The organism is Roseobacter sp. HKCCD5988, assembly GCF_037830355.1.
GTDB lineage: Bacteria > Pseudomonadota > Alphaproteobacteria > Rhodobacterales > Rhodobacteraceae > M30B80.
Map to the genome: position 1 here is coordinate 519,474 of NZ_JBBLYJ010000002.1, position 24,048 is coordinate 543,521.

At 52.5% G+C, this 24,048-nt stretch carries 25 protein-coding genes and 1 pseudogene; 19 read left to right on the plus strand and 7 right to left on the minus strand.

What is annotated here, in order from left to right; translation table 11 throughout:
* Nucleotides 1-2: 2 nt before the first annotated feature.
* Together AAC636_RS10635 and AAC636_RS10640 are read right to left on the minus strand one after the other, a co-directional pair.
* Nucleotides 3-2,828 carry a [protein-PII] uridylyltransferase gene (locus AAC636_RS10635; RefSeq protein WP_340301580.1) on the minus strand — a complete coding sequence of 942 codons (2,826 nt, stop codon included), beginning with the start codon at nucleotides 2,826-2,828 and terminating at the stop codon, nucleotides 3-5.
* Nucleotides 2,791-3,945 carry a penicillin-binding protein activator gene (locus tag AAC636_RS10640; RefSeq protein WP_340301486.1) on the minus strand — a complete coding sequence of 385 codons (1,155 nt, stop codon included), beginning with the start codon at nucleotides 3,943-3,945 and terminating at the stop codon, nucleotides 2,791-2,793. The genes AAC636_RS10635 and AAC636_RS10640 overlap by 38 nt, the downstream gene beginning before the upstream one ends.
* Nucleotides 3,946-4,048: 103 nt before the next feature.
* On the opposite strand from AAC636_RS10640, the gene rsmI reads away from it, so the two are divergent.
* From rsmI to gshB, 3 genes are all read left to right on the plus strand, one after another.
* Nucleotides 4,049-4,945, plus strand: a complete 897-nt coding sequence (rsmI, locus tag AAC636_RS10645; protein WP_340298432.1) for a 16S rRNA (cytidine(1402)-2'-O)-methyltransferase — start codon at nucleotides 4,049-4,051, stop codon at nucleotides 4,943-4,945.
* Nucleotides 4,942-5,295 (plus strand): YraN family protein, encoded by a 354-nt coding sequence (locus AAC636_RS10650; RefSeq protein ID WP_340301487.1) that lies wholly within the window; start codon nucleotides 4,942-4,944, stop codon nucleotides 5,293-5,295. The genes rsmI and AAC636_RS10650 overlap by 4 nt, the downstream gene beginning before the upstream one ends.
* Nucleotides 5,296-5,373: 78 nt before the next feature.
* Complete coding sequence (gene gshB, locus AAC636_RS10655) at nucleotides 5,374-6,318, plus strand: glutathione synthase (protein ID WP_340301488.1); 945 nt, start codon at nucleotides 5,374-5,376, stop codon at nucleotides 6,316-6,318.
* Here gshB and AAC636_RS10660 read toward each other — a convergent pair.
* The 3 genes and pseudogenes from AAC636_RS10660 to cobU form a co-directional block, all read right to left on the minus strand.
* Nucleotides 6,315-6,431, minus strand: a pseudogene (locus tag AAC636_RS10660) (hypothetical protein); the annotation flags it as partial. The gene gshB and the pseudogene AAC636_RS10660 overlap by 4 nt on opposite strands.
* Nucleotides 6,432-6,546: 115 nt before the next feature.
* Nucleotides 6,547-7,122, minus strand: a complete 576-nt coding sequence (locus AAC636_RS10665) for a histidine phosphatase family protein (protein ID WP_340301489.1) — start codon at nucleotides 7,120-7,122, stop codon at nucleotides 6,547-6,549.
* Nucleotides 7,122-7,742, minus strand: coding sequence for a bifunctional adenosylcobinamide kinase/adenosylcobinamide-phosphate guanylyltransferase (cobU, locus tag AAC636_RS10670; RefSeq protein WP_340301490.1), 621 nt, complete (start codon nucleotides 7,740-7,742; stop codon nucleotides 7,122-7,124). The genes AAC636_RS10665 and cobU overlap by 1 nt, the downstream gene beginning before the upstream one ends.
* 38 nt (nucleotides 7,743-7,780) lie before the next feature.
* Between cobU and AAC636_RS10675 the strand changes: the two genes are divergently transcribed.
* The gene (locus tag AAC636_RS10675) at nucleotides 7,781-8,662 is read left to right on the plus strand and encodes an RNA polymerase factor sigma-32 (protein WP_317655681.1); all 882 of its coding nucleotides are present in this window, start codon (nucleotides 7,781-7,783) and stop codon (nucleotides 8,660-8,662) included.
* Nucleotides 8,663-8,785: 123 nt separating this feature from the next.
* Here the strand turns inward: AAC636_RS10675 and AAC636_RS10680 are convergent, their stop codons facing one another.
* Entirely contained in the window at nucleotides 8,786-9,469 is a 684-nt protein-coding gene (locus AAC636_RS10680; protein WP_340301491.1) for a rhomboid family intramembrane serine protease, read from the minus strand.
* 116 nt (nucleotides 9,470-9,585) lie between these two features.
* On the opposite strand from AAC636_RS10680, the gene trpS reads away from it, so the two are divergent.
* From trpS to AAC636_RS10755, 15 genes are all read left to right on the plus strand, one after another.
* Nucleotides 9,586-10,608 carry a tryptophan--tRNA ligase gene (gene trpS / locus AAC636_RS10685; RefSeq protein WP_340301492.1) on the plus strand — a complete coding sequence of 341 codons (1,023 nt, stop codon included), beginning with the start codon at nucleotides 9,586-9,588 and terminating at the stop codon, nucleotides 10,606-10,608.
* Nucleotides 10,609-10,701: 93 nt separating this feature from the next.
* On the plus strand, nucleotides 10,702-11,184 hold the full coding sequence (locus AAC636_RS10690) for a VOC family protein (RefSeq protein ID WP_340301493.1): 483 nt from the start codon (nucleotides 10,702-10,704) through the stop codon (nucleotides 11,182-11,184).
* A 177-nt stretch (nucleotides 11,185-11,361) separates the two neighbouring features.
* Nucleotides 11,362-11,517 carry a hypothetical protein gene (locus tag AAC636_RS10695; RefSeq protein WP_340298422.1) on the plus strand — a complete coding sequence of 52 codons (156 nt, stop codon included), beginning with the start codon at nucleotides 11,362-11,364 and terminating at the stop codon, nucleotides 11,515-11,517.
* Nucleotides 11,518-11,551: 34 nt separating this feature from the next.
* The gene (locus tag AAC636_RS10700) at nucleotides 11,552-12,421 is read left to right on the plus strand and encodes a branched-chain amino acid aminotransferase (protein ID WP_340301494.1); all 870 of its coding nucleotides are present in this window, start codon (nucleotides 11,552-11,554) and stop codon (nucleotides 12,419-12,421) included.
* A gap of 73 nt (nucleotides 12,422-12,494) precedes the next feature.
* The gene (locus tag AAC636_RS10705) at nucleotides 12,495-12,950 is read left to right on the plus strand and encodes a universal stress protein (RefSeq protein ID WP_317655687.1); all 456 of its coding nucleotides are present in this window, start codon (nucleotides 12,495-12,497) and stop codon (nucleotides 12,948-12,950) included.
* 88 nt (nucleotides 12,951-13,038) lie between these two features.
* Entirely contained in the window at nucleotides 13,039-13,602 is a 564-nt protein-coding gene (locus AAC636_RS10710; RefSeq protein WP_340301495.1) for a NifU family protein, read from the plus strand.
* Between the two features lie 6 nt (nucleotides 13,603-13,608).
* The gene (gene tsaB / locus AAC636_RS10715; RefSeq protein ID WP_340259846.1) at nucleotides 13,609-14,253 is read left to right on the plus strand and encodes a tRNA (adenosine(37)-N6)-threonylcarbamoyltransferase complex dimerization subunit type 1 TsaB; all 645 of its coding nucleotides are present in this window, start codon (nucleotides 13,609-13,611) and stop codon (nucleotides 14,251-14,253) included.
* The gene (gene rimI / locus AAC636_RS10720) at nucleotides 14,250-14,675 is read left to right on the plus strand and encodes a ribosomal protein S18-alanine N-acetyltransferase (RefSeq protein WP_340301496.1); all 426 of its coding nucleotides are present in this window, start codon (nucleotides 14,250-14,252) and stop codon (nucleotides 14,673-14,675) included. Before tsaB ends, rimI begins: the two co-directional genes overlap by 4 nt.
* A gap of 154 nt (nucleotides 14,676-14,829) precedes the next feature.
* Nucleotides 14,830-15,846 (plus strand): BMP family lipoprotein, encoded by a 1,017-nt coding sequence (locus AAC636_RS10725; protein WP_340254243.1) that lies wholly within the window; start codon nucleotides 14,830-14,832, stop codon nucleotides 15,844-15,846.
* 56 nt (nucleotides 15,847-15,902) lie between these two features.
* On the plus strand, nucleotides 15,903-17,432 hold the full coding sequence (locus tag AAC636_RS10730; RefSeq protein ID WP_340259845.1) for an ABC transporter ATP-binding protein: 1,530 nt from the start codon (nucleotides 15,903-15,905) through the stop codon (nucleotides 17,430-17,432).
* Complete coding sequence (locus tag AAC636_RS10735; protein ID WP_340301497.1) at nucleotides 17,422-18,546, plus strand: ABC transporter permease; 1,125 nt, start codon at nucleotides 17,422-17,424, stop codon at nucleotides 18,544-18,546. Before AAC636_RS10730 ends, AAC636_RS10735 begins: the two co-directional genes overlap by 11 nt.
* Entirely contained in the window at nucleotides 18,543-19,790 is a 1,248-nt protein-coding gene (locus tag AAC636_RS10740; protein ID WP_340301498.1) for an ABC transporter permease, read from the plus strand. Before AAC636_RS10735 ends, AAC636_RS10740 begins: the two co-directional genes overlap by 4 nt.
* A gap of 77 nt (nucleotides 19,791-19,867) precedes the next feature.
* Nucleotides 19,868-20,656 carry a purine-nucleoside phosphorylase gene (locus AAC636_RS10745; protein WP_340298415.1) on the plus strand — a complete coding sequence of 263 codons (789 nt, stop codon included), beginning with the start codon at nucleotides 19,868-19,870 and terminating at the stop codon, nucleotides 20,654-20,656.
* Between the two features lie 68 nt (nucleotides 20,657-20,724).
* A complete protein-coding gene (locus tag AAC636_RS10750) occupies nucleotides 20,725-21,645 on the plus strand; it encodes a sulfite exporter TauE/SafE family protein (protein ID WP_340301499.1) in 921 nt (306 codons plus the stop codon).
* A gap of 2 nt (nucleotides 21,646-21,647) precedes the next feature.
* Nucleotides 21,648-22,397, plus strand: coding sequence for a TIGR02186 family protein (locus tag AAC636_RS10755; protein ID WP_340301500.1), 750 nt, complete (start codon nucleotides 21,648-21,650; stop codon nucleotides 22,395-22,397).
* On the opposite strand, the gene AAC636_RS10760 is transcribed toward AAC636_RS10755, so the two are convergent.
* On the minus strand, nucleotides 22,374-23,909 hold the full coding sequence (locus AAC636_RS10760; protein WP_340301501.1) for an ATP-dependent DNA helicase: 1,536 nt from the start codon (nucleotides 23,907-23,909) through the stop codon (nucleotides 22,374-22,376). The genes AAC636_RS10755 and AAC636_RS10760 overlap by 24 nt on opposite strands.
* Nucleotides 23,910-24,048 lie beyond the last annotated feature (139 nt).

Consider the following 24,048-nt stretch of genomic DNA (forward strand, 5'->3'; position numbering starts at 1 on the left):
CGCTAGACCCCTGCCCGCTCGGCCACGCGCGCGATGGCATCGCGCAACTTGCGCTCCAACACATCTTGGCGGGATTTGGAGTGGAGTTTGAGACCGAACATATCTTTCACGTAAAACACATCTACCACCTGAACACCGAAGGTCGCGATCATCGCACTGGCGATGTAAATATTATTCGCGGCTAAGGTCTTGGTCAGATCATATAGCAGACCAGGGCGGTCGCGTGTATCCACTTCGATGATCGTGTAGATTTCCGACCCGTCATTATCGAAGGTGATATTGGTCGCCACGTTAAACGTGCGCTCGCGCTTTTTGATCTTGTCGCGCCCCTCAAACGCTTTTGAGGCTACAACCTCGCCCTTTAGGGTTTTGTCGATCATCGAAGTCAGACGCGGCAGGCGGGCATCCTCATAGGGGTTGCCATCAGCATCTTGAACCCAGAACACGGCAGTCGCATAGCCATCTTTCGAGGTATAGGTGCGGGCATCGACCACATTCGCGCCCACCAGTGACAGGGCGCCAGAAAGGCGACTAAAGATGCCTGGGTGATCCACAAGCGCAAAGCAGACGCGGGTCGCATCGCGGTCAGTATCACGCTGTGTGTCAATCCGAATTTCATCATCCCGAAGGCCAAGCAGCATATTGGCAAAGATAATCTGGCTGGCCAGATCAAGCCCTTGCCAATAGGGGCCATAATGGCGGTCTATTTCAGTTTTAAGATCCGCCTTAGGCCAAGTTGCCAAGGCATCACGCAGGGCCTTTTTGCCCTCGCTTTCCAACTTGTCGCGGTTAAGATCCTCAAGACCCGTTTCCAAGGCTTCAGCCGTGGCGCGATAGAGGCCGCGCAACAGCGTGGCTTTCCAGTTGTTCCATGTGTCAGGCCCAACCCCGCGAATATCGCAAACTGTCAAAACAGTCAGCAAATCCAGACGCTGCCGCGTTTTTACCAGTTTGGCGAAGTCCCGCACTGTGCGGGGATCTGCAATGTCGCGTTTTTGGGCCATGTCGGACATCAACAGGTGGTAGCGCACAAGCCATTCGACTGTTTCAGTCTCATCGGGTTTGAGGCCCAAGCGAGGGCAGAGTGCACGTGCAATCCGCGCGCCCAAAATCGAATGATCTTCTTTCCGACCTTTGCCAATGTCATGCAGCAAACAGGCCACATAAAGCACTTTGCGGTTTACCCCACGCTTCAAAATACCAGATGCAATCGGCAATTCCTCGACCAATTCGCCCCGTTCGATCTGCGCAAGGGTAGAGACAACTTGGATCGTATGCTCGTCCACAGTGTAGCTGTGATACATATTGAATTGCATCATCGCCACGATAGCCGCGAAATCAGGGATGAATGCGCCCAAGAACCCCAATTCATTCATCCGCCGCAAGGCACGTTCGGGATTGCCTTGCTTCAAAAGCAAATCAAGGAAAATGCGGTTCGCCTCTTTGTCGCGGCGCATTGCTGTGTCAATGAGGAGCAAATTGGCCGAGATCATCCGCATTGCATCGGGGTGCAGAAGATAGCCTGTGCGCAACGCTTCCTCAAAAATGCGTAATAGATTGATCTTATCGGCCAAAAACGCCTTTTCATTTTCGACAGTCAGACGATTTTGTTTCAGCGCATAGCCGTCTTTGAGTTTCTTTTTGCGGCTGCGCCCGCGCAAAAAGCCTAAGATCATCGGTTCGCTTTTGGCGTGACTGGCCTCAAGCGCGGTCAAAAAGATGCGGGTCAATTCGCCCACGCGGGTGGCATGGCGGAAATAATCCTGCATGAAATGCTCAACCGCACGGCGGCCTGAGTGATCGGCATATTGCATGCGTTCCGCGACCTGCACTTGCAAATCGAAACTCAAACCATCCTGCGGGCGGCCTGCAATTGCGTGCAAATGACAGCGCACCGACCACAAGAACCGTTCGGCCGCATCAAACGCGTCAAATTCTTCGCGGCTGAACACCTTGAGGGCGACCAGATCTTCGGCCCGCGCCACGCCATGCTGATATTTCGCAATCCAATAGAGCGTCTGCAAATCGCGCAGACCGCCCTTCCCCTCTTTTACATTCGGCTCCAACATATAGCGTTGGCCACCTTGCTTTTTGTGGCGGCTGACCCGTTCCTCAAGCTTGGCTTCGATGAATTCGGAAAGGCTGCCCTCAAACAAATCTTTGCGCAGTGCCGTCTTGAGCTTGGCCGATAATTCGGCATTGCCCGTCAAGTGGCGCATTTCCAACAAGGCCGTGCGGATTGTAAAATCCTCGCGCCCCAGACGCAGACAATCTTTGATGTTGCGGGTGGCGTGGCCCACTTTCAGCTTGAGATCCCAAAGCATGTAGAGACTAGATTCAATCACGCTTTCGACCCAACCTGTGCTTTTCCATGGGGTCAAAAACAGAAGATCAACATCCGAGAACGGGGCCATCTCGCCACGCCCATAGCCGCCAACCGCCAAGATCGCCATCCTCTCCCCCTCGGTCGGGGTGGGATTGGGGTGTAAGCGTGTAGATGAGACACGCAACACCTGCTGCACCAACCCATCGGTCAGATGGACATAGGCGCGCGTCACACGGCGTGCGGTTAGGGGATTTTCCGCAAAGGCCGCATCAATGGCAGATCGACCCTTTGCTTGGGCATCTTGCAAGATCGCCACGACCGCAGCGCGAATTTTGGCAGGATCGCTGAGATCAGATATCGCGCCATCAATTGCGGCAGTAACGGCCTCTGCGTCAAAAATATCTTCCGTGGGACAAATCAATTGCCCCGCAGCAGATGGGATGACCGAAAGGCGTGGGTTCTGTTCAGAATCCAGCGCCGAGGGTTCTTGGGGCGGGGTCAACAAGGATGATCTGCCTGTCTTGCAAAGTCACTACGGCAAGGCCGCGTTCAATAGAGCCATCGGGTAGCAATCGGAATACGCCGTTCGCGCCCGCAAAGCCAGAGCCTGATGCAAAATCCACACCGCCCAAACGGCCCGTGCGACCCACGGTGTCAATCACAGCGCGCATCCCGTCATAGGCCAAGGGCGCAAGGTTATGGGGGGCTTGCTGATAGGCCAATTGATAGCGGGTGCGGAACGCACTTTCGGCATTGGGATCGGGCAGGACAAACCACCCGCCCTGCAAGCCACGAATTTCCAAGGTCTGCGCAGGGATATCCCAACGGGTCAGACCAATGATTTTGGTGGCCTCAGTGTCAAAGCCATTATCTGGCAAGAGTTGACCGAAGAGCGGCAAAGCCCCTGAGGCGTCCGCGGTCAAAATCATCGCATTTGCGCCAGTTTGTGCGACCATTGCCTCAACCTCAGGTAAGGCAGCAACAACGCCAGTCTGACTGAACTCATAGGCGATTTCACCCACAACAGTGGCACCTGAGGCCGCCGCCGCACGGCGCACTGCATCACGCGCCACTTCACCCGCCAAATTGCGCGCATGCACCACCATGATGCGATCACGGCCATTCGCCGCCGCATAGGACACCATCCGCGCGGCGGCATTGTCGTAAGTCAGGCCAAGCACAAACAGATTGCGCCCTGCAATGCTGGCATTGTTCGAGAAACTAAGAACCGAGACATTGGTATTCGCCACGGCCACACCGACCGCCGCCGCCGCGTCCGAGCGCAATGGCCCAAGGATCACATCCGCCCCTTCCGCAACCGCCTGCTGTGCCACAGCTGCGGCCATGCCTGCATCGGCTTGCGTTGGATAAACCACCAATTCGATTTGCGTGCCAACGGCCTCGGCGGCAGCGAGGCGCGCGGCGTTCTCAAGGCTACTTGCCAGAAGGTCGTCCCCTGCATTGGGCGAACCATGGGGCAGCAGCATCGCAACGCGCACAGATTGCCCGACCTGTGGCCCTGTTCCCATTGTGGCCTGACAGGCCGACAGAACCACGCCAAAGAGCAAAAGCAAACTCAACCGCAAGAACTTGCGAAATTTTTTCAAAGCAGGGATCATAGTGATCTCTCCCAGTGGGGCCAATTTGCACAAACCCTAGCCAGTCCTGTCCGCCAAGTAAACGCTCGCAATGGACAGACCGCGCAGATATGTAAGTGAGCTGATGCGAAACGACACAGAAAACGGGCGCGAATTTGCCTACACCCCCAGCGACAGCAAACTGGCCGCAGGTTTGTATTTTGTCGCAACCCCGATTGGCAGCGCGCGCGACATCACCTTGCGCGGGTTAGACATCCTTGCAAGCTGCGATGTCATCGCCGCAGAAGACACGCGCACCTTGCGCCATTTGATGGAAATTCATGGGGTGGCGCTGAATGGCCGCGCAGTCTTGCCTTATCACGATCATAACGGCGCAGAGATGCGGCCAAAGATCATGTCCCTTTTGGGCGAAGGAAAATCCGTGGCCTATGCATCAGAGGCAGGGACGCCTTTGGTGGCCGACCCTGGTTTTGCCTTGGGGCGTGCTGCCATTGCGGATGGGCATATGGTCACCACCGCACCGGGGGCATCCGCCTCACTGGCAGCACTGACCGTGTCGGGCCTGCCCAGTGACCGCTTTCTTTTTGCGGGCTTCCCACCCTCAAAATCGGGGGAACGGCGCAAATTTCTGCAAGATTTAGATCAGACCCAAGCGACACTGATCTTATATGAAAGCCCGAAGCGCATTCATAAATTGTTAAACGAGATGGCCGAGATTTGGAGCCAAGATCGCCAGATCGCTCTGTGCCGCGAATTGACCAAGAAATTTGAGGAGGTCATTCGCGGATCGCTTGCAGATGTGATTGCGGCAATCGAAGATCGAGCATTGAAAGGTGAGATCGTGCTTGTCATTGACCGCGCGGAAAAGCAGGCCGCTGATGAGGCCACCGTGATTGCGGCGCTTCGGGCGCGACTTAAGACTGCACGGCTGAAGGAGGCTGCGGCACAGGTGGCAACCGAACTGGGCCTGCCGAAACGCGATGTTTATCAATTGGGTCTGTCCTTGGACGCGGATCCGTGAGCGGGAAAGCCGCCTATCTTGCGGGGCTGTCAGCCGAGGATCAGGAGGCGCGGCTCTATGAAACCCATGGCTATCACTTGCGGGCGCGGCGATGGCGCGGGCGGGGTGGCGAGATAGATCTAATCTTCGAAAAATCAGGCGAAATAACTTTTGTGGAAGTTAAAAAATCGCAGGATTTTGACACCGCTGTGTCACGTGTGAGCCCCGCGCAAAGGGCGCGCATCCTACAGACGGGTGATGAGTATTTGGGTCTGTGTCCCATGGGCCTTGCGACACCGTGCCGTTATGATCTCGCAGCCCTCAACCAGATCGGACAGGTTCACATCATCGCGAATGCGTTTCTCGAGTAGCCTGCCTCACATGAATTGGGCATTGCGTCCCCCCCTGCCAAAGGCCATGAAAGGGTTGGTATAGTTACGGGGTGAGACATGGCACTCAAAGTCGCAATTCAGATGGATCCAATCGCGCCGATTAACATTGACGCGGATAGCACGTTTCGCGTGGGGCTGGAGGCACAGGCGCGGGGGCATGAGCTGTTTTATTACACTCCAGACCGTTTGTTTTTTGACGAGGGTCGTGTCTGCGCGCGCGGGTGGCCGATCACCTTGCGCCGCGAAAAAGGGAACCACTTCACCCTTGGGGCAGAACAGACCATCGACCTAGGCGATTGGGATGTGGTGCTTTTGCGCCAAGACCCGCCTTTTGACATGGGTTACATCACCACCACCCATCTTTTGGAACGGATTCATCCTAAAACCTTGATCGTGAATGACCCGTTTTGGGTGCGCAATTATCCTGAAAAATTGTTGGTTCTGGAATTCCCCAATTTAACCCCGCCCACTATGATCGCCCGCGATATTGGTGCTTTGCGTGAGTTTCGCGCGCGACACGGGGATATCATCATCAAACCGCTCTACGGCAATGGTGGCGCGGGCGTGTTTCGTCTTGAACCTACGGATCGCAACCTCAACTCCTTGCATGAGATGTTCACCTCTATCAGCCGCGAACCCCTGATTGCGCAAAAATTCTTGCCTGATGTGACGGCAGGGGACAAGCGGATCATCTTGATTGACGGCGAGCCCGTTGGGGCGATCAACCGCGTGCCTGCCGAAGGCGAAACCAGATCAAATATGCATGTTGGTGGACGGGCTGAAAAAATCGGGCTGACCGCGCGCGAACATGAGATCTGCGCCAAAATTGGCCCGCTGCTGCGCGAAAAAGGCCAGATTTTTGTGGGGATTGATGTGATCGGCGATTACCTAACCGAGATCAACGTGACCTCACCTACGGGCATTCAAGAATTAGAACGCTTTGACGGAATCAATGTCGCCGAAATCATTTGGCAAGCCATCGAGGCAAGGCGTGCGGGCTAATCCTCACGCCCTGTGCTGATGCGATAACTGACCGCTTCGAGGATATGCGCCTCTTCGGTTTTGTCGGAGGCAGCCAAATCCGCAATGGTGCGTCCCAGACGCAATACGCGGTGATAGCCACGCGCCTATAGTCCAAACCGCTCTGCCGCCCGTGTCATCACAGCGCGTGCGGCAGGGGTGATCTGCGCGATCTCCTCTAGCAATTTTCCTGTGCCAAGGACACCACCGCTAGGGGCAATACCCGATTCTCACAACAGACCATCTGCCTTCTCTCTGGTGAAATTCAGTGACCGAGAGAGGGGGGATGGTATGTGCATAAGCCTGATATGCGCTTAGCCCTGAATGGCGCGCGATTTGCGTTAGGATTGCGCCGAAATGGCATGTAAAGATCACATCTTGATCTGGGTGCTGCGCCAGAACGCGATCAGACGCGCGGCTCACCCGCGCCATGACCATCGCCCAACTTTCCCCGTTGGGCGGGCAGATGTCTTCCCCCCCCTCCCAAAAGGCGCGCGAAAGTTCAGGGGCGGATTGGCTAACCGCATCAAACCCCTGTCCCTCCCATTCGCCAAAATGAAATTCGCGCAGATGAGGCTCATGAGGCAGGCGCAGGCGCGGCGATAGCGCATCTGCAGTGGCCGCAGCACGGATGAGGTCAGAGGAAATCATCACGGCCTGTGCGGGAAGATAGGCATCAAGCCGCGCTATTTGCGCGTGATCGCTGAGATCAGCAGGAACATCACGCCACCCCGTGATCACCTTGGCATGGGTCGGCCCATGGCGCAGCCAAAAGGCACGGCGCATCACCCCTGCCCCTTCGGCAACTGCCCTTTGAGGACGAGAGGCAGGCCTGCGGCCACCATCACCACAAGATCCGCTGTGGCAGCGATGGCTTGGTTCAATTCCCCTTGATCCTGACGAAAGGCCCGCGAGAGGGAATGATCCGGCACAACGCCCATTCCAAGCTCATTCGAGATAATGACAACAGGGGCTGGGCAATCGGCGATGGCGTGGGCCAGCGCCGCCCATTCAGCCCGCCAGTCCCGTTTAGCCATACCCAAATTGGCCAACCACAGCGTGGCGCAATCAATCAACACGGCCTCGCTTTTGTGCAGTTGCGTCAGAGCCGCAGGAATATCGGTCAGCACTTCGACTGTGCGCCACTGGGCCGCCGCTCGCGCAGATTTATGCTTGGCGATTTTGGCGTCCATCTCGGCATCATGGGCCTGTGCTGTCGCGAGATAAACGGGCGACAGCCCCGTGTTCAGCACCAAATCCTCGCCAAAGCGCGACTTGCCAGAAGCCGCACCGCCAAAAACCAATGTCAAACCCGCCAAACCCGTCAAAAGAAATTCCTCACCAAAAGTGATCCATTCATCATGCTGCCGCGTAACACCAATAGAACCGCACAAGATGCGGAACAAGACACTGCCAAAAATGATACGCCAACAGGGGGTGCGTTATGGCTTTGGACATGGGTGGAGAAAAAGCGCTTTCGCGCCGTGCGATGAAAGCGGAACTGTTAGACGCAGAGACGGAATTGCGGCTGGCCTATGCTTGGCGCGATCATCGCGATGAGGAAGCCTTGCACCGTCTGGTGACGGCCTATATGCGCCTTGCGATTTCCATGGCCGCGAAATTCAAGCGCTACGGCGCGCCAATGAATGACCTGATCCAAGAGGCGGGTCTGGGTTTGATGAAGGCGGCAGATAAATTTGACCCTGATCGTGGCGTGCGGTTTTCAACCTATGCCGTGTGGTGGATCAAGGCATCTATCCAAGATTACGTGATGCGCAATTGGTCGATGGTGCGCACGGGGTCTACCTCCAGCCAAAAATCACTTTTTTTCAATATGCGCCGCGTGCAGACGCGCATCGAACGCGAGGCAATGGCCGCAGGCCAAAACCTCGACAAGCATCAATTGTTGCAGATGATCGCCACAGAGGTCGGCGTGCCGCTGCATGATGTTGAGATGATGGAAGGTCGCCTTGCAGGATCTGATTATTCTTTGAACGCCACGCAATCCGTTGAGGATGAAGGGCGCGAATGGATCGACACGCTTGAGGATGACAGCGAACAGGCTGCAGATTTGGTTGAGCACGCCCGCGACCGCGCGCAACTGCGCGAATGGTTGTTGAATGCCTTGTCATCATTGAACGAGCGCGAGCGGTTCATTGTGCGCGAACGCAAATTGCGGGATGAGCCGCGCACATTGGAATCGTTGGGCGAAGAACTGGGCCTGTCCAAGGAACGTGTGCGCCAACTTGAGGCTGCCGCATTTGCCAAGATGCGCAAATCCCTTGAGGCGCAATCGCATGAGGTGACAGCATTTCTCGCGGGTTGATCCTTCACGCGCCGCTTGCGGTGATTTTTGGCTTGGCCATCTTGGCCATGACCACAAACACGCCACAAGCGGTGGTAACAACATCCCCGATTGAGCCAATAATCGTGGCTGCCGCCCGCTAGATTAGCGTTTGCGAAGGCGTTGCAAAAGCAAGGCCCACCCCTCTGGGATCAATACAAACGACAGAGCAAATCCTGTCACAAATCCTGAAAGATCAGAGACCACGCTGCCCCAATCGCCTTGCAAAAAAGCGAATAAGATTTGAATGCCCAAAAGCATTGCAATCAGGGAAAAAGCACGCATCGGATTGTCGCCTGTCCGACCCATATTGGCCCAGAGGATGAAGGTGAAGGCACCGATCAGAGCATAGACACCCGGATACCCGCCGATCAGGGGATAGGTGCTGTTAAACAGGCCCACAAAGGCCAAAGCCCCGATGATGGAACCCGCAAAGAACAGAACCAAGATCGACAGCCCTGAGAAAACCTGTGACACCATTTTGCCAATGGCCAGTATGAACACACTAACGAACACGGCATGAATAAAACCGCCATGGATCAGCGGATAGGTCACAAGACGCATCAGGTCATTTGCGGGATAGCTGTTATTGGCAAACATCCAAGCGGCAATTTCGTGGAACACGCCATAATCCCGCACCGCGGCCATGCGCCACCCAATCCCGCCTGACCCGCCCAAAAGCCCAGCAGTGACCAGCTGAAACATCACCTCAAGGCCGAAGATCACCACAGCCAAACCAAGAACGACTGGGTGAAGGTCGTTGAACGGGCTATTATTCTCTTGATCCATGGCTGCACCTTCGGTTGACCTTGTTGCGCCTCGTGGGTAAGCGATGCGCAAGGCAAATGCCAGTATTGTGGAATGATTTTCTTCTGGCATCCGATCACAACCGCAATAGGTCACTAATGGCTGAGACAAAATTCACACCACGCGTCTTTTCCGGCATCCAACCTTCGGGCGGGCTGACCCTTGGGAATTACTTAGGCGCGATGAAGCGTTTTGTAGATATGCAAGAGGCGGGCGGATTTCAGACCATCTATTGCATGGTGGACATGCACGCGATTACCGTTTGGCAGAAGCCAAGTGACCTTACCAAAAACACCCGCGAGCTTTGTGCGGGCTTCATTGCCGCAGGGATTGATCCAGAAAAATCCATCCTCTTCAATCAAAGCCAAGTGCCTGAACATGCGCAGCTTGGGTGGTTGTTTAATTGCGTGGCCCGCATGGGATGGATGGGCCGCATGACCCAATGGAAGGACAAAGCGGGGAAAAACGCCGAAAACGCCTCGCTGGGGTTATTCGCATATCCCGCGCTGATGGCCGCCGATATTTTGGTCTATCACGCCACCCATGTGCCGGTCGGCGAAGATCAAAAACAACATTTGGAACTGACCCGCGATATTGCGGCCAAGTTCAACCATGATTTTGGGGTCGACTTCTTCCCGATCGCTGAGCCCGTGATTGAAGGGGCGGCAACACGGGTTATGAGCCTAAAAGACGGCACCAAAAAGATGTCGAAATCCGACCCTGCAGATGCAAGTCGGATTAATATGACCGATGATGCTGATGCGATTTCCAAGAAAATCCGCAAGGCGAAGACGGACCCTGATCCGCTGCCGGATGCATTGGCCGAACTGGCGGCGCGGCCCGAGGCCCGCAATCTGGTCAATATCTACGCCGCTTTGGCAGAAATTGATCCGCAGGCCGTTTTGGATCAGCATCAAGGAGCGCTCTTTGGTCATTTCAAAATGGCGCTGTCTGATTTGGCTGTGGCAAAACTTGCCCCAATCTCGGCGGAAATGGCGCGCCTGATGCAGGATCAGGCCGAAATTGATCGCATTCTCGGTCGCGGTGCAGAACGTGCGCGCGAAATTGCAGCGCCGATTTTGGCGCAGGCCTATGACATTGTCGGGATGGTGCGCAGCTAGACGCCATTAGTGCATTTTTGCACAGAACCCCTGCGAAATGGTCAGTTTATGTGCGCGTGCTTTGGGAGCAGATTGCCCGCAAAGGAGGACATCATGACATATACTGCACCTGACAGCTTGGCCATTGGCCATGTCCACCTGAAAGTCACCGATCTTGAGCGCTCTATCGCATTTTATCGCGATGTCTTGGGGTTAGAGCTAAAACAACGCTATGGCCGCCAAGCGGCATTTCTATCGGCCGGGGGGTATCACCACCATATTGGTCTCAACACTTGGGAATCCGCGGGGGCTGGCCCCGCACCGCGGCGGGCGGCGGGTCTTTACCACGTGGCTTTCCTCTATCCTGACCGCAAAAGCCTTGGCGGTGCCCTAGCGAATGTGGTTGCCAAAGGCGTGCAGCTTGAAGGGGCGGCAGATCATGGCGTGTCTGAGGCGCTCTATCTTTCTGACCCCGATGGCAATGGGATTGAACTCTACCGCGACCGCGCGCCTGCTGATTGGCCCCGCGATGCATCAGGCGCATTGGAGATGGTCAACGCCCCGCTTGATCTAGAGGCGCTCTTAGCGGAGGCTTGACTTTTTGCTGCATTGCAGCGTATATTTTGCAAGCGCGGCAAGAATAGTGCCGCGCTTAATACTTTCTTTGTCATACCGTTGTTAAGGTTTGCACGCATTCTAAGGCAGGGCGCTTTTGCGCCCTCAACCTCCGTTGGTTGATTTCGGTCGACGGTTCACGGGAAACGGAGGTTCGACATGACTACGATATCGAAGAATGGAACACCGCAGCCGCCCAAATTGGGCGCAGCAGCAAAGGCGGCAAAGCCTGCTCAAGATCCGAAAGCTGGCCCAAAACCCGCGTCATCAGCGATGGAATATCAATTGGGCTTTGCGACTGGCCCAACGGGCTGAAGCGGCCTATAGGTAGCCATGAAGAGGATCACTCATGGCAACTGGCAACAATATAAAAACCTATTTTAACGGCGCTTGGCATGATGGGGATATCCCTGTCATCCGCGCCGCTGATCATGGCGCTTGGCTTGGCTCGAATGTGTTTGACGGCGCGCGCTATGTGGACGGGCTTGCGCCTGACTTGATGGCGCATTGCGCAAGGGTCAACAGATCTGCCGAGGCGTTGATGATCACGCCAAGCCATAGCCCAAAGGCCATGTATGAAATCATTTGGGAAGGATTGGCGCGCTATCCCGCGGATGCCGCCGTATATATTCGCCCCATGTATTGGGCGCTTGATGGGGGCGAATTGGGGATATTGCCAAAGGCGGGCGCAACAGGATTTGCGATCAGCCTTGAAGAAATCCCAATGCCCGACCCCAAGAAAACCGTGCGCCTGACCACCACATATTTCCGCCGCCCCGTCTTGGCGGATAATGTGGTCAACGCAAAAGCAGGCTGCCTATACCCCAACAATGCGCGGATGCTTCTTGAGGCGAAAACCAAGGGTTTTGACAACGCACTTGTGGCCGATGCGATGGGGAATGTTGCGGAAACCGCCACCGCAAACGTCTTTATGGTGCGCGATGGCGTGGTCTATACGCCAATTCCAAATGGCACATTTTTGGCAGGCATAACACGCGCGCGCCATATCAAAAACATGCGCGAAAATGGCATCACGGTGATTGAAACCGTGCTCAGTTTTGATGATTTCCGCCGCGCCGATGAGGTGTTTTTGACGGGCAACTTGCAAAAAATCACCCCTGTCAGCGCCTTTGACGAGATCACCTATGAGATCGGGCCCATCAGCTTGAAAGCGCGCGATCTCTATTGGGATTGGGCGCGTAGCGAGGCGGCCTCGTAAGGCATCACGCGTTTGTTGTTGAAATGGCGCGTGCAAATGCGCATCCTTTGGCGCGGTGAGAGGGGATGGAAAAATGCGCAAGTTTCTGGTGGTTCTAGACGACACGCGTGAATGTCTTAACGCGATGCGCTTTGCCGCGATGCGGGCAGCCAACACCAAGGGTGCGGTTGAAATCCTCTCCATCATCCCACCTGAGGAATTCCAACACTGGATCGGCATTGGCGATTTGATGCGCGCCGAGGCGCGGGAACGGATTGAGGCACATTTCGAAGTATTTGCAAAATGGATGCGCGACCGACAGGGAATTGATCCCAGTCTCGCCATCCGTGAAGGGGAACCTGTCCAAGAAATTCTCGCGCATATTCACGATGATCCCAATATCGGTGTATTGGTTCTTGGGGCAGGATCGGGCAAGGGTGGGCCTGGCCCATTGGTCACGCAATTGACGAAACAGGCCGGCAGTTTGCCTGCGCCGATCACCATTGTTCCAGGTGAGTTGACCAAAGAACAGCTTGAGCAGATCACCTGATTGGTAAGTTTTAGAATTATTCTAAAACTTGACTTATCGGGGGTGCCATATCATATCAGGCTCATGCTTGCGCGCAGGAGATAGCCCAATGTTTATTCAAACGGAATCCACCCCGAACCCAGCCACGCTGAAGTTTTTGCCAGGGCAAACCGTTCTGGACATGGGCACAGCCGATTTTCCATCGCGCGAGACGGCGGATAAATCGCCACTTGCCGCGCGCATTTTCGCGGTTGATGGCGTGACGGCGGTATTTTTTGGCACCGATTTCGTGACTGTGACCAAGGCCGATACAATCGAATGGGATCATATCAAGCCTGCCCTTCTCGGCGCGATTATGGAGCATTTCCAGTCTGGCGCGCCCGTGATGGGGGATGAGGCGCCCGCCGCAGGGGGCCATGCTGACCACAGCGGCGAGGATGCCGAGATCGTGGGTCAGATCAAAGAATTGCTCGACACCCGTGTGCGCCCTGCTGTGGCGCAAGATGGCGGCGACATTACCTTTCACGGCTTTGATCGTGGGGTGGTGTATCTGCATATGCAAGGGGCCTGCGCGGGCTGCCCCTCATCAACCTTGACCCTGAAAATGGGTATTGAAAATCTGTTGCGCCATTACATCCCCGAAGTGGTGGAAGTGCGCCCTGTCACGGTCTAATCCCCTTTGCTTTGCTTAGGAATAGATACATCGGCCGCGCATTGCGCAGCCGCTTTGGTAGACGGGGGCACAGTACTTGCTGCGCGGTTTGAACCAATGGCGAAAGGTCAGGCGGAACGCCTGATGCCTTTGGTAGATGAGATTTTCGCAGAAGCAGGTAAAACAGCCGCAGACTTGGGTGCCATTGGTGTTGGCATCGGGCCGGGCAATTTCACAGGCCTACGTATTTCCGTCTCAGCCGCCCGTGGTCTTGCACTGGCCTTAGCGCGACCTGCGATTGGTGTCTCAATTTTTGAAGCGCGCCGTTATGGGATCAAAGGCCCCCTCAGCGTGATCGAAGATGCCCGCCGCGATGAGGCCTATCTGCAAAGCTTTGATGATCAGGGCCAAGCAGATGAAGCGCGACTTGTCGGCTTGAACACGCTCACCCCTCGTGAGCTTGCAAAGCAGGTCACAGGAAGTCTGGGACAGCATATTGCCGATGCCTACGGGCTGATCTATGTCGCCCCATCCGTCATGATTGCCACGGCCATCGCGCATATCGCCGAAACAAAACACGCGGCAGATATGCCGCTGCCGCGCCCTTCGCCGCTTTACTTGCGCGCGGCAGATGCAGCCCCTGCGCGCGAATATGGGCCGCGTTTGCTGTGACCCGCACCGCTGCACAAATGGCCGAATTACACGCCCGCGCCTTTAACCAAGGCGGCGCATGGACGCGCAAGGATTTTGAAGAGTTGCTTGTGGCGCACAATATGACCATCAGCCATCATGATCACGGCTTTGCCGTTCTTCGGATCGTGCCACCAGAGGCTGAAATCTTAACCATTGCAATTGACCCAAACCATCAGGGAAAGGGTCACGGAAAAGCTCTGCTTTCTAGACTAATCTCAATAGCTAAGGAGTCTCAAATTAAAGAGATTTTTTTGGAAGTGGACAACAAAAACAGTATTGGCCGGGCGCTCTACACCTCTTTTGGTTTCAACGAAATTGGATTTCGCAAAGGCTATTATCAGTACAAAAATGGCAAGTGCAGCGACGCGATAATGTTAGCAAAAACTCTAGATACAAATTAAAAATCGCCGGTTGATCTAAAATCATTGTGAAAGTTTTATTTTTTTTCCAATATCCTCTCCTGCCAGTAGACTACCCAATAAAAAACGACTTGGCTTAGATCTCGTAACCACCAGGCCCATTCCTTAGGTTCAGATCACAAACATGGAGGTTAAAATGAAATTTGTAAAACAAACTAGCCTTGCAATAGGCTTCACGCTCTTATGCACTGCATCAGCCAATGCATTCACTGCATGCCAAGTTACTGACGTTGGCGGAATTGATGACGCTAGCTTCAACCAAACAGCTTGGCATGGGGTTGAAAACGCGATTGCCAATAGAGGGATCGAAGGAAGATTTTTAGAGTCCCAATCAGAAACTGACTACGCAGCTAATCTCAACGCATTGATGGATGGATCATGCGATATAATTGTTACTGTAGGTTTCCTGATGGGAGAAGCCACCGCTAATGCAGCCACTGCAAACCCTAATCAAAAATTCTCCATTGTGGATTTTGCATATGATCCCACAATTCCAAACGTCCTTGGGCAAGTTTTCGCGACTGACGAAGCCGCGTTTTTAGCCGGATACCTGGCCGCAGGAATGACAGAAACAGGTACTATCGGCACATTTGGGGGTTTAAACATACCTCCTGTGACGGCCTTCATGAATGGCCTTGTATATGGCGTTGACTATTATAATGAACAACACGGTACATCCGTAGCAGTTCTTGGCTGGAACCCAAGTTCACAGGAAGGCCTATTTACGAATAACTTCGATAGCTTGGATGACGGCCGTGCATTTGCACAAAACCTATATGATGAAGGTGCCGATATTGTAATGCCAGTAGCTGGTCCCGTTGGCTTGGGCTCGGCTGCACTAGCGGCAGAACTAGGTTCCGACAGTTTGAAAATTATCGGCGTGGACGCCGATTTAGTTGCTACTGATCCAGAACGTGCTGATGTATACCTAACTTCAGTCCTCAAGCGTATGGATAGTACTGTTGAAGCAGTTATCAACGCAGCTATGGATGGATCTTTTGAAGGAGGCCTTACCGTTGGCACTTTAGCTAACAACGGAGTAGGGATCGCACCATATCATAACTTTGAGAGTGCTGTCCCCTCTGAATTAAAGGCGGAAATTGACGCGGTTCGTGCCGGAATAATTGACGGCTCGATTTCTGTAGGGCCTTAACAGCCTAATCCCTCCCCTGATAAGTTCGGGGGAGGGATCCTTAAGGGTCTATGACAATGGACATAGAATTAAAAGGCATTACAAAACGGTTTGGTTCTGTAATTGCGAACGATCAAATTAACCTGCAAATCAAAGCGGGCGAAGTGCTGGGCTTACTTGGTGAAAATGGCGCTGGAAAATCCACGCTTATGAACATCCTTTCTGGGCTTTATGCGCCCGATGAAGGAAAATTACTAATCGACGGCATTGAAGTAAATTTTCGAGGCCCTGGAGACAGTATCTCTGCAGGAATAGGGATGGTCCATCAGCATTTTATGCTGGTACCAATATTTTCAGTCGCTGAAAATGTAATTCTTGGAGTTGAACCAATTAAGACAGCTGACTATTTAGATTTATCAAAGGCTCGCACTCTAGTTAATAAAATTAGCTCTGAATATGGCCTATCAGTTCCCCCAGATGCCATTATCGAAGACCTTCCAGTTGGGATACAACAGAAAGTTGAAATTATAAAAGTTTTATTTCGAGAAGCTAATGTAATTATTTTTGACGAGCCAACTGCGGTCCTGACACCAAGTGAAGTAGAAGACTTTTTTTCAATAGTAAGGGCCCTTAAAGCGTCAGGTAAGGCGATCGTATTTATTACTCATAAATTACACGAAATCAAAGAAATCGCCGATCGTGTTACAGTGCTGAGGCACGGGCGTGTTACAGGCGAAGGAAATCCTAAAAGACTTACCAAAGAAAAGCTTGCAGAGATGATGGTCGGGCGACAGGTATCTTTTACGGTAAATAAAATAAAGTCAAAAATTGGCCATCCTATTTTAAAGCTCGATAATGTCGAGCTCTATACAAAAGATAACGAACGAGTTCTAAAAAATATAAATTTCAGTATTAACGCTGGAGAAATAGTAGGTGTTGCCGGTATTCAGGGGAATGGCCAGACAGAATTAATAGAAGTCATTACAGGATTAAGAAAAAACTACGCAGGTGAAATGTTTTTAGGCGAACTAGATATTACGAAAGCTAATGCACGCCAGCGCCATATAGCAGGTATGGCCCACATTCCAGAAGACCGTCATAAATTTGGAATGGTTGAAAACTTTTCAATCACAGAAAATATTATTATCAATAATTACTATGAAAATAGTATCTCTAATTTTATCACAATAAATTGGAAAAAAGCTAGGTCGATTGCAGAACTATTGTGTGAAGAATTCGATGTGCGGACGCCGTCAGTTGAACTTAATGGCAAGAGCTTGTCTGGCGGCAATCAACAAAAAATGGTTGTTGCAAGAGAACTAGGTCGCAAACCAAAAATCGTCATTGCTGCACAACCGACGAGAGGCGTTGATGTTGGCTCGATAGAGTATATCCACAGCCGCCTCGTCCAGAGCCGTGATGATGGAAATGGTGTGTTACTTGTTTCATCTGAGTTAGACGAAATCATATCTTTATCTGACCGGATACTTGTCATGTATGATGGCTCTATTGTTGCAGAATTTGACAATACAGATGCAAAACCCAAGCGAAACCAAATTGGATTAGCGATGGCAGGTTCGACAGAAGAAATTTACAATGATCACTAAATCAACCTTTCGAAAAACTGCCGCTGATTTACTAATGCTACAGCAAGGCGCTTACCGAGACGCCATAGTTTTGCCGATCATAGCTATAGCAGCTGCGCTCCTAATTGGCGCGCTTATAATGACTGCAACCGGAGTTGATATTGATACTATTGGTAGAAGTTTTTCTGCATTGGGATACGGTGCATTTGGATCAATTAATGCAATTTCTGAAACTTTTACCGCCGCGATACCGTTGATATTAGCAGGTTTGGGGATTGGCTTAGGCTTCCGAGCGGGATTATTCAACATCGGAGCAGAAGGCCAGATAATTATCGGTGGCCTACTAGCAGTAATCTTTAGTTTTACTTTCTCAGATCTGCCAACAATCGTTTTAGTTACTTTTACGTTAATTGTGGGATCCTTGGCAGGAGCAGCCTACGCGGGAATTGCGGGGGTGTTGCGTGCTGTCACAGGCGCGCACGAAGTAATTCTTACAATTATGTTGAATTTAATAAGCTATCGGATCCTTGACTATGCATTACGCCAACCATTCATACAAAAAGATGGTCGCTCGGATCCAATATCTAAGTCGGTCCCAGACAATGGACAATTACCAAAATTACTAGACTGGATAGATCCAAATCTACGCCTTCATGTAGGTGTTTTTTTGATGCTAGGGGCTGTCATCCTACTGTGGTGGTTAATAAGAAAATCAAAAATGGGTTTTGCCATTCGTACAAACGGAGAGAACTCGCATGCAGCGCTTTACGCGGGCATGAACCCCAAGATGGTAATTATAGGCTCCATGGCAATAGCCGGAGGATTAGCCGGCCTTGCTGGCGCAGTGCAAATTTCGGGCGTTTTAGAACGCGCCAGTCCTGGTTTTTCCGCGGGTATTGGATTTGATGCAATCGCGGTGGCGCTCTTAGGTCGTAGCCATCCAATTGGCATTTTATTCGCGGGGATATTGTTTGGGGGACTTGAAGCAGGCGGCCGTCAAATGCAAATTGATGCAGGAGTTTCAATCGATCTAATTAGTATAATCCAAGCATTGGTTGTTGTGTTTATCGCTGCACCCTTAATTATTCGTACGATTACTCCATGGGCATTCTCAAAAAATAAGAGAACATCATGAGGATTTCCAATATTTTTAATCATAAAAAAATAAATAGATCTCAAACGAGTGGGATAATCCTTTTAACGCTTTCCGCTATTGTTCTGTTCTTTTTGAATGTACCAGATGGATCGTATGCAACTTTCAAACTATCGCGGCCAAACGATGCCCTACCTTTGAAAGACTTAGTTCTATCCGGTGGACCATTTAACACTGTGGCTTCAATGATCCTCGCATTTATTGGTGTGCGGCAATTTTTGAAGGGAGGTGGCCGATGGATCGCGCTTTCTTTAGGATTTGGCTTTCTGATCACAGTCGCCGCTTTTCTGGTTTGGGCCACTGCTGATAAAAGTCTTAATCTCACAGGAATGCTGCAAGCTACCGTAGTGAGGGCCGTACCAATAGCATTAGGTGCACTTGCGGGCCTTCTTTCAGAAAGAGTTGCAGTGATCAATATTGCTATCGAGGGAATGCTACTTGCGGGCGCATTCACGGGTGCACTGGCAGGATCATTGTTCGGTGGCTGGGGCGGAATGATTAGTGCAATAATCATTGGTGGAAGCTTTGGCTTTATCCTCGCAACGTTAGTTATCACTTTCCGTATGGATCAAATTATTGCCGGAGTGGTCATAAACCTATTAGTGCTTGGACTTACCTCATACGTATCCTCGCAGGTTTTTTCCGAATACAGACATCTGAACAACGCGCCAGTATTTAGGGCAATAAAAATCCCATTACTAAGCGATATACCTATAATCGGACCAGTAATTTTTTCCCAAAATATATTTGTTTATGGCGCACTAATTTTAGTTGCAATCACCACCTATTATCTTTTCTACACGCGCAATGGCCTTAGGGCTCGAGCAGTGGGCGAACATCCGAAAGCGGCAGACACCTTAGGTATAAACGTAATTCGTACGAGGTATTTCCACGTTGTGTTGGCCGGCGCAGTCGCTGGCTTTGGCGGGGCTTGGTTCACGCTCGGTTCAGTTGGACGATTTGATGAAGGGATGACCGGCGGCCGTGGCTTCATCGGCTTGGCGGCGATGATATTTGGACGTTGGCATCCTGTAGGTGCATTGTCAGCTGCACTCGTTTTTGGCTTTGCCGATAGTCTTCAACAAAAACTTGCGCTGCTGAATACTCCAATACCATCTGAATTTCTTGCGATGGCACCTTACTTAGCAACTATAGTCGTCGTCGCAGGTATAATCGGACATGCACGGCCTCCTGGCGCAATAGGAAAACCGTACCAGAAAGAATAGCCAACCACTCAAAATGTGATTTGACTATTTGTTCTCCACCAAACGCAAACTATAAATGAAATTATTGCAGTTAAAAAATGGATAATATCTCAAAAATTCAGTCAATTACGGGAACTATGCCACCCGATATAGGTGTAATCTTAGGGTCAGGAATGGGCCATCTTTTAGATTTAGTTCAGGGACACAAGATACCCTACTCTGATCTTTTAAATTTTCCAATTTCTAAGGTTTCAGGTCACAAATCTGAACTTGTTATAGGAGAATTGGAAGGTCGCAGAGTTTTAATTTTTAATGGCCGAAGTCACTACTATGAACAAGGCAAAGCAGATGCAATGCGCACACCGTTAGAAACTTTCAAGAAACTCGGTGGCAAGAGGATTATAATCACCAACGCGGCGGGATCGTTAAGTTCAGAATCTCTTCCCGGAGACTTAATGTTAATAAACGATCACATCAATTTTTCAGGACTAAACCCACTTATCGGTATCGAAGACGATGCCCGATTTGTTCCGATGAAAAATGCTTATAGTACTGCGATGCGTGCAGACTTGCGCCATGCCGCAGAGGAAAAGGGCATCCGCCTTCGCGAAGGGGTCTATGCGTGGTATTCTGGCCCTTCCTTCGAGACGCCAGCCGAAATCCGCGCAATCCGCACCCTTGGCGCAGATGCGGTGGGAATGTCCACTGTGCCCGAAGTCATCTTATGTCGCTTTTTAGGTCTTGAGGTCGCGGCGGTATCGGTCATCACAAACATGGCAGCAGGCCTCTCTGATGAAGCCATCAGCCATGAGCATACAAAGGCCATGGCCCCCTTGGGAGCACAGAAATTCGAAAGCCTTTTGCGGCACTATCTCAAAAATGGTTAAAGAAATTTAACTTTTCCCGACTGTCTGCCTGTGCTGTAAGGGGATAAGAGTGATGAACGGCCCCCCTTATGCAAATCTATCTGCCCATCGCCGAAGTCAGTGTTGACGCTTTTGCCATTCTCGGGATTGGCGGATTGGTTGGCATATTGTCAGGTATGTTTGGGGTCGGCGGCGGCTTTTTGATCACGCCTTTGCTGTTTTTCATCGGCATCCCCCCCGCTGTGGCGGTTGCCACATCCGCCAGTCAGGTCGTGGCGTCATCCGTTTCAGGCGTGATGGCCCATCTCAAGCGGCGCACAGTTGATTTGCGCATGGGTATGGTTTTGCTGATTGGCGGCTTGATCGGCGCAGGCGCAGGTGTGCAGCTTTTCGCGATTTTGCGCGCCATGGGTCAGGTCGATCTGGTGGTGCAGATTTCCTATGTGGTGTTCTTGGGCATCATCGGCAGCATGATGTTTGTCGAAAGCCTACGCGCCTTGCGCAGAAGTCGCCATGGCACAGCCCCAAAGCGGCGCAAACATAACTGGGTTCACGCCCTGCCCTTCAAAATGAAATTCCGTGTTTCGGGGCTGTATATTTCTGTAATCCCCCCACTTGTTGCAGGGGCGTTTGTCGGGCTTTTGGCGGCCATCATGGGGGTCGGTGGCGGGTTCATCATGGTGCCTGTCATGATCTATCTCCTGGGAATGCCCACCAAAGTTGTGGTTGGCACATCCCTGTTCCAGATTATTTTTGTCACTGGCTTTGCCACTGTGATGCATGCCGCAACGAACCGCACGGTCGATATTTTTTTGGCGATTGTTCTTTTGGTCGGCGGCGCGATTGGCGCGCAAATCGGAACGCAAATCGGCACAAAATTACGGGCCGAGCAATTGCGGATTTTATTGGCGAGCCTCGTCTTGATCGTCTGTGCAAAATTGGCTTTTGATCTCTTGGTCGAACCCGCCGAGCTCTATTCCATCTCTTACCAAGCGGGGGTGGGACTATGAGAATGCTTGTCGCACTCTTCGTTTATCTGTCCACGCTTCTGCCGGTCTGGGCCGAAGATGTGGTCGCTGGGTTCAGCCAAGACAGCATCTCGATTACGACCAATTTCTCTGGTTCCGAAATTTTGATTTTTGGGGCTGTGCGGCGCGAAGCGCCCATTGCACGCGATACAGACCTTGAGGTCGTGGTGACTGTCGCAGGCCCAAGCCGCCCTGTCACAATGCGGCGTAAGGAACGCTTTGGCGGGATTTGGATCAACCGCGCCTTTGCGCATATCGATGCTGCGCCAACATTTTATGCTGTCGCCACCAGCGCCCCCTATCGTGACGCGATTAGCAGTGTTTCTGATGTGCTTTATAGCATCTCTCTGCCGCGTGCGTTTCGCAATGCCGCTGGCGGAGCAGATCATGCCAGTGGGTTCCTCGAAGCCCTAGCCCGTCTGCGCGCCGAAGAAGGCCTCTATCAGATTAATGAAAACAGTGTCGATCTGCGGGAAGATACCCTATTTTCGACCTCTATCACCCTGCCCGCAAATTTGGTTGAGGGGGATTACTTGGTGCGCATTTTCCTGACCCGTGAAGGGCGCGTCATCAGTGCACATGAAAACACGATTGCCGTTCGAAAAGTCGGGATTGAGCGCGCAGCCTATCGTCTCGCAAATGAACAGCCGCTGCTTTACGGGTTTTTGGCGCTCTTCATCGCCATTGCCGTGGGGTGGCTTGTCTCCGCCCTATTCCGCATAATCCGGGCCTGATTGGGCAGCTAAGACCAAAGGAGCGCTTGGCACCTCCAGATCACTGACCCCAAGCGGGCTTTTGGGCTTTGACAGCATATAGCGCGTCACCCAAATCAAGCGGTTCTCGGCCCGCGTAATCGCCACATAGGCCAAGCGCTTCCATAATGGTTGCCCCGCTTCGACACGGCCCATGCGGCTTGCCGCGTAAAGATCAGGGGCAAAGACCTGCACATCGGGCCATTGGCTGCCTTGTGCCTTATGGATCGTCACCGCAGCCCCATGCAAAAACGCAGCGCCCATATGGGCGGCATAGGGGATGAATGGTTCCTCCTCATCGGGCAGTTCAATTTTCACGATAGAGGCGGCCGAAAGGCGCGGCGCCTCGGCCCCTATGACATGCAAGCGCGAAAACCCAGGTTTTGAGCCTGGCCCAACATAGACAACCTGCGCCCCCTTAATCAATCCGCGCGCCTCAAGATCGATGCGCTTCTTGCGATGCTTCAGCGGCAATTCAATCCCATCACAAATCAGAGGTTCGCCTGGCAATAGCGCATCAGAGGGCGCGCCATGCACCGATCGGAAGCCCGTGATCAATCGCACCCGTGTGGCATTGCGCCAAACCAAAACGGGGCTGCGAGCCATCAAATCACTGTCAGCGCGCGGCGAAACAACCACGCGCTCATCCCGCGCGGCCGCCTGCTCAATCATCCGTGCAAATTGCTCGAACTCAAGCGCGGGATCCCCCAAGGCATGGGCCAGATCAAGGATCGGGTTATCTGCATCTTGGCGATGGATACGGCCCAAGGAAAAAACCGCTTTTTGGTTGATCTGCTCGAACACCATTTTGCCTGACTGCCCCACGGGCGCCAATTGGGCGGGATCGCCGAACAGAACAAGCGCGGGAAATATCTCGCGCAAATCCGTGAATTGCTTATCATCCAACATGCTGGCCTCATCGACCAGACCGATATCCAATGGCTCCTCTCGCCGTTTCCAGCCTGTGATGAAATCCGACCCACGCAAGCCCGCTGCAGCCAAGGCTGCAGGAACCGATTTATGGGTTTCATAGGTCAGGCGCGCGCGCTCTAACGCCTCATCACTCAGGGCTTCAATCTGCGGCCTTTCCCCCTGCCCTGTGAGCCATTCTGCGACCTTTTCAAATTCAGGGTCATAAACAGGCGTATACAGAATGCGGTGGATCGTTGTGGCTGGCACCCCGCGCATGCGCAAAACGCTTGCGGCTTTATTGGTGGGGGCAAGGATTGCAGCAGACCTGCGGTCTTTTCGGCGGCGCGGCTCGAAATCACCTGTGATCAGGTCGACCCCTGCGGCCTCAAGACCTTTTACCAAGGCCGATAACAGCATTGTTTTCCCAGAGCCCGCTTTTCCCGTAATCGCCAGAACGCCTGATTGGCCATCTGAGATTGGGGTGATCGTCTCGGCTTCAATGTCCACACCATGCCCCGCCAACATGGCGGCAACATTATCAAAGGCCTCGGCCTGATCAGAGGAGAAGGTCAACGCAGACATGGGCGCACCCTAACGCCCAAGATGCCCCCCTTCCACGGCAAAAACACCGCTTCGGAGAAGTTAACCAAAATTCATGGAAAGTGTTTTTCAAATTTTTGGGTTTTTTTATTCATCTTGGCACGGCATGTGCAGCACCAGA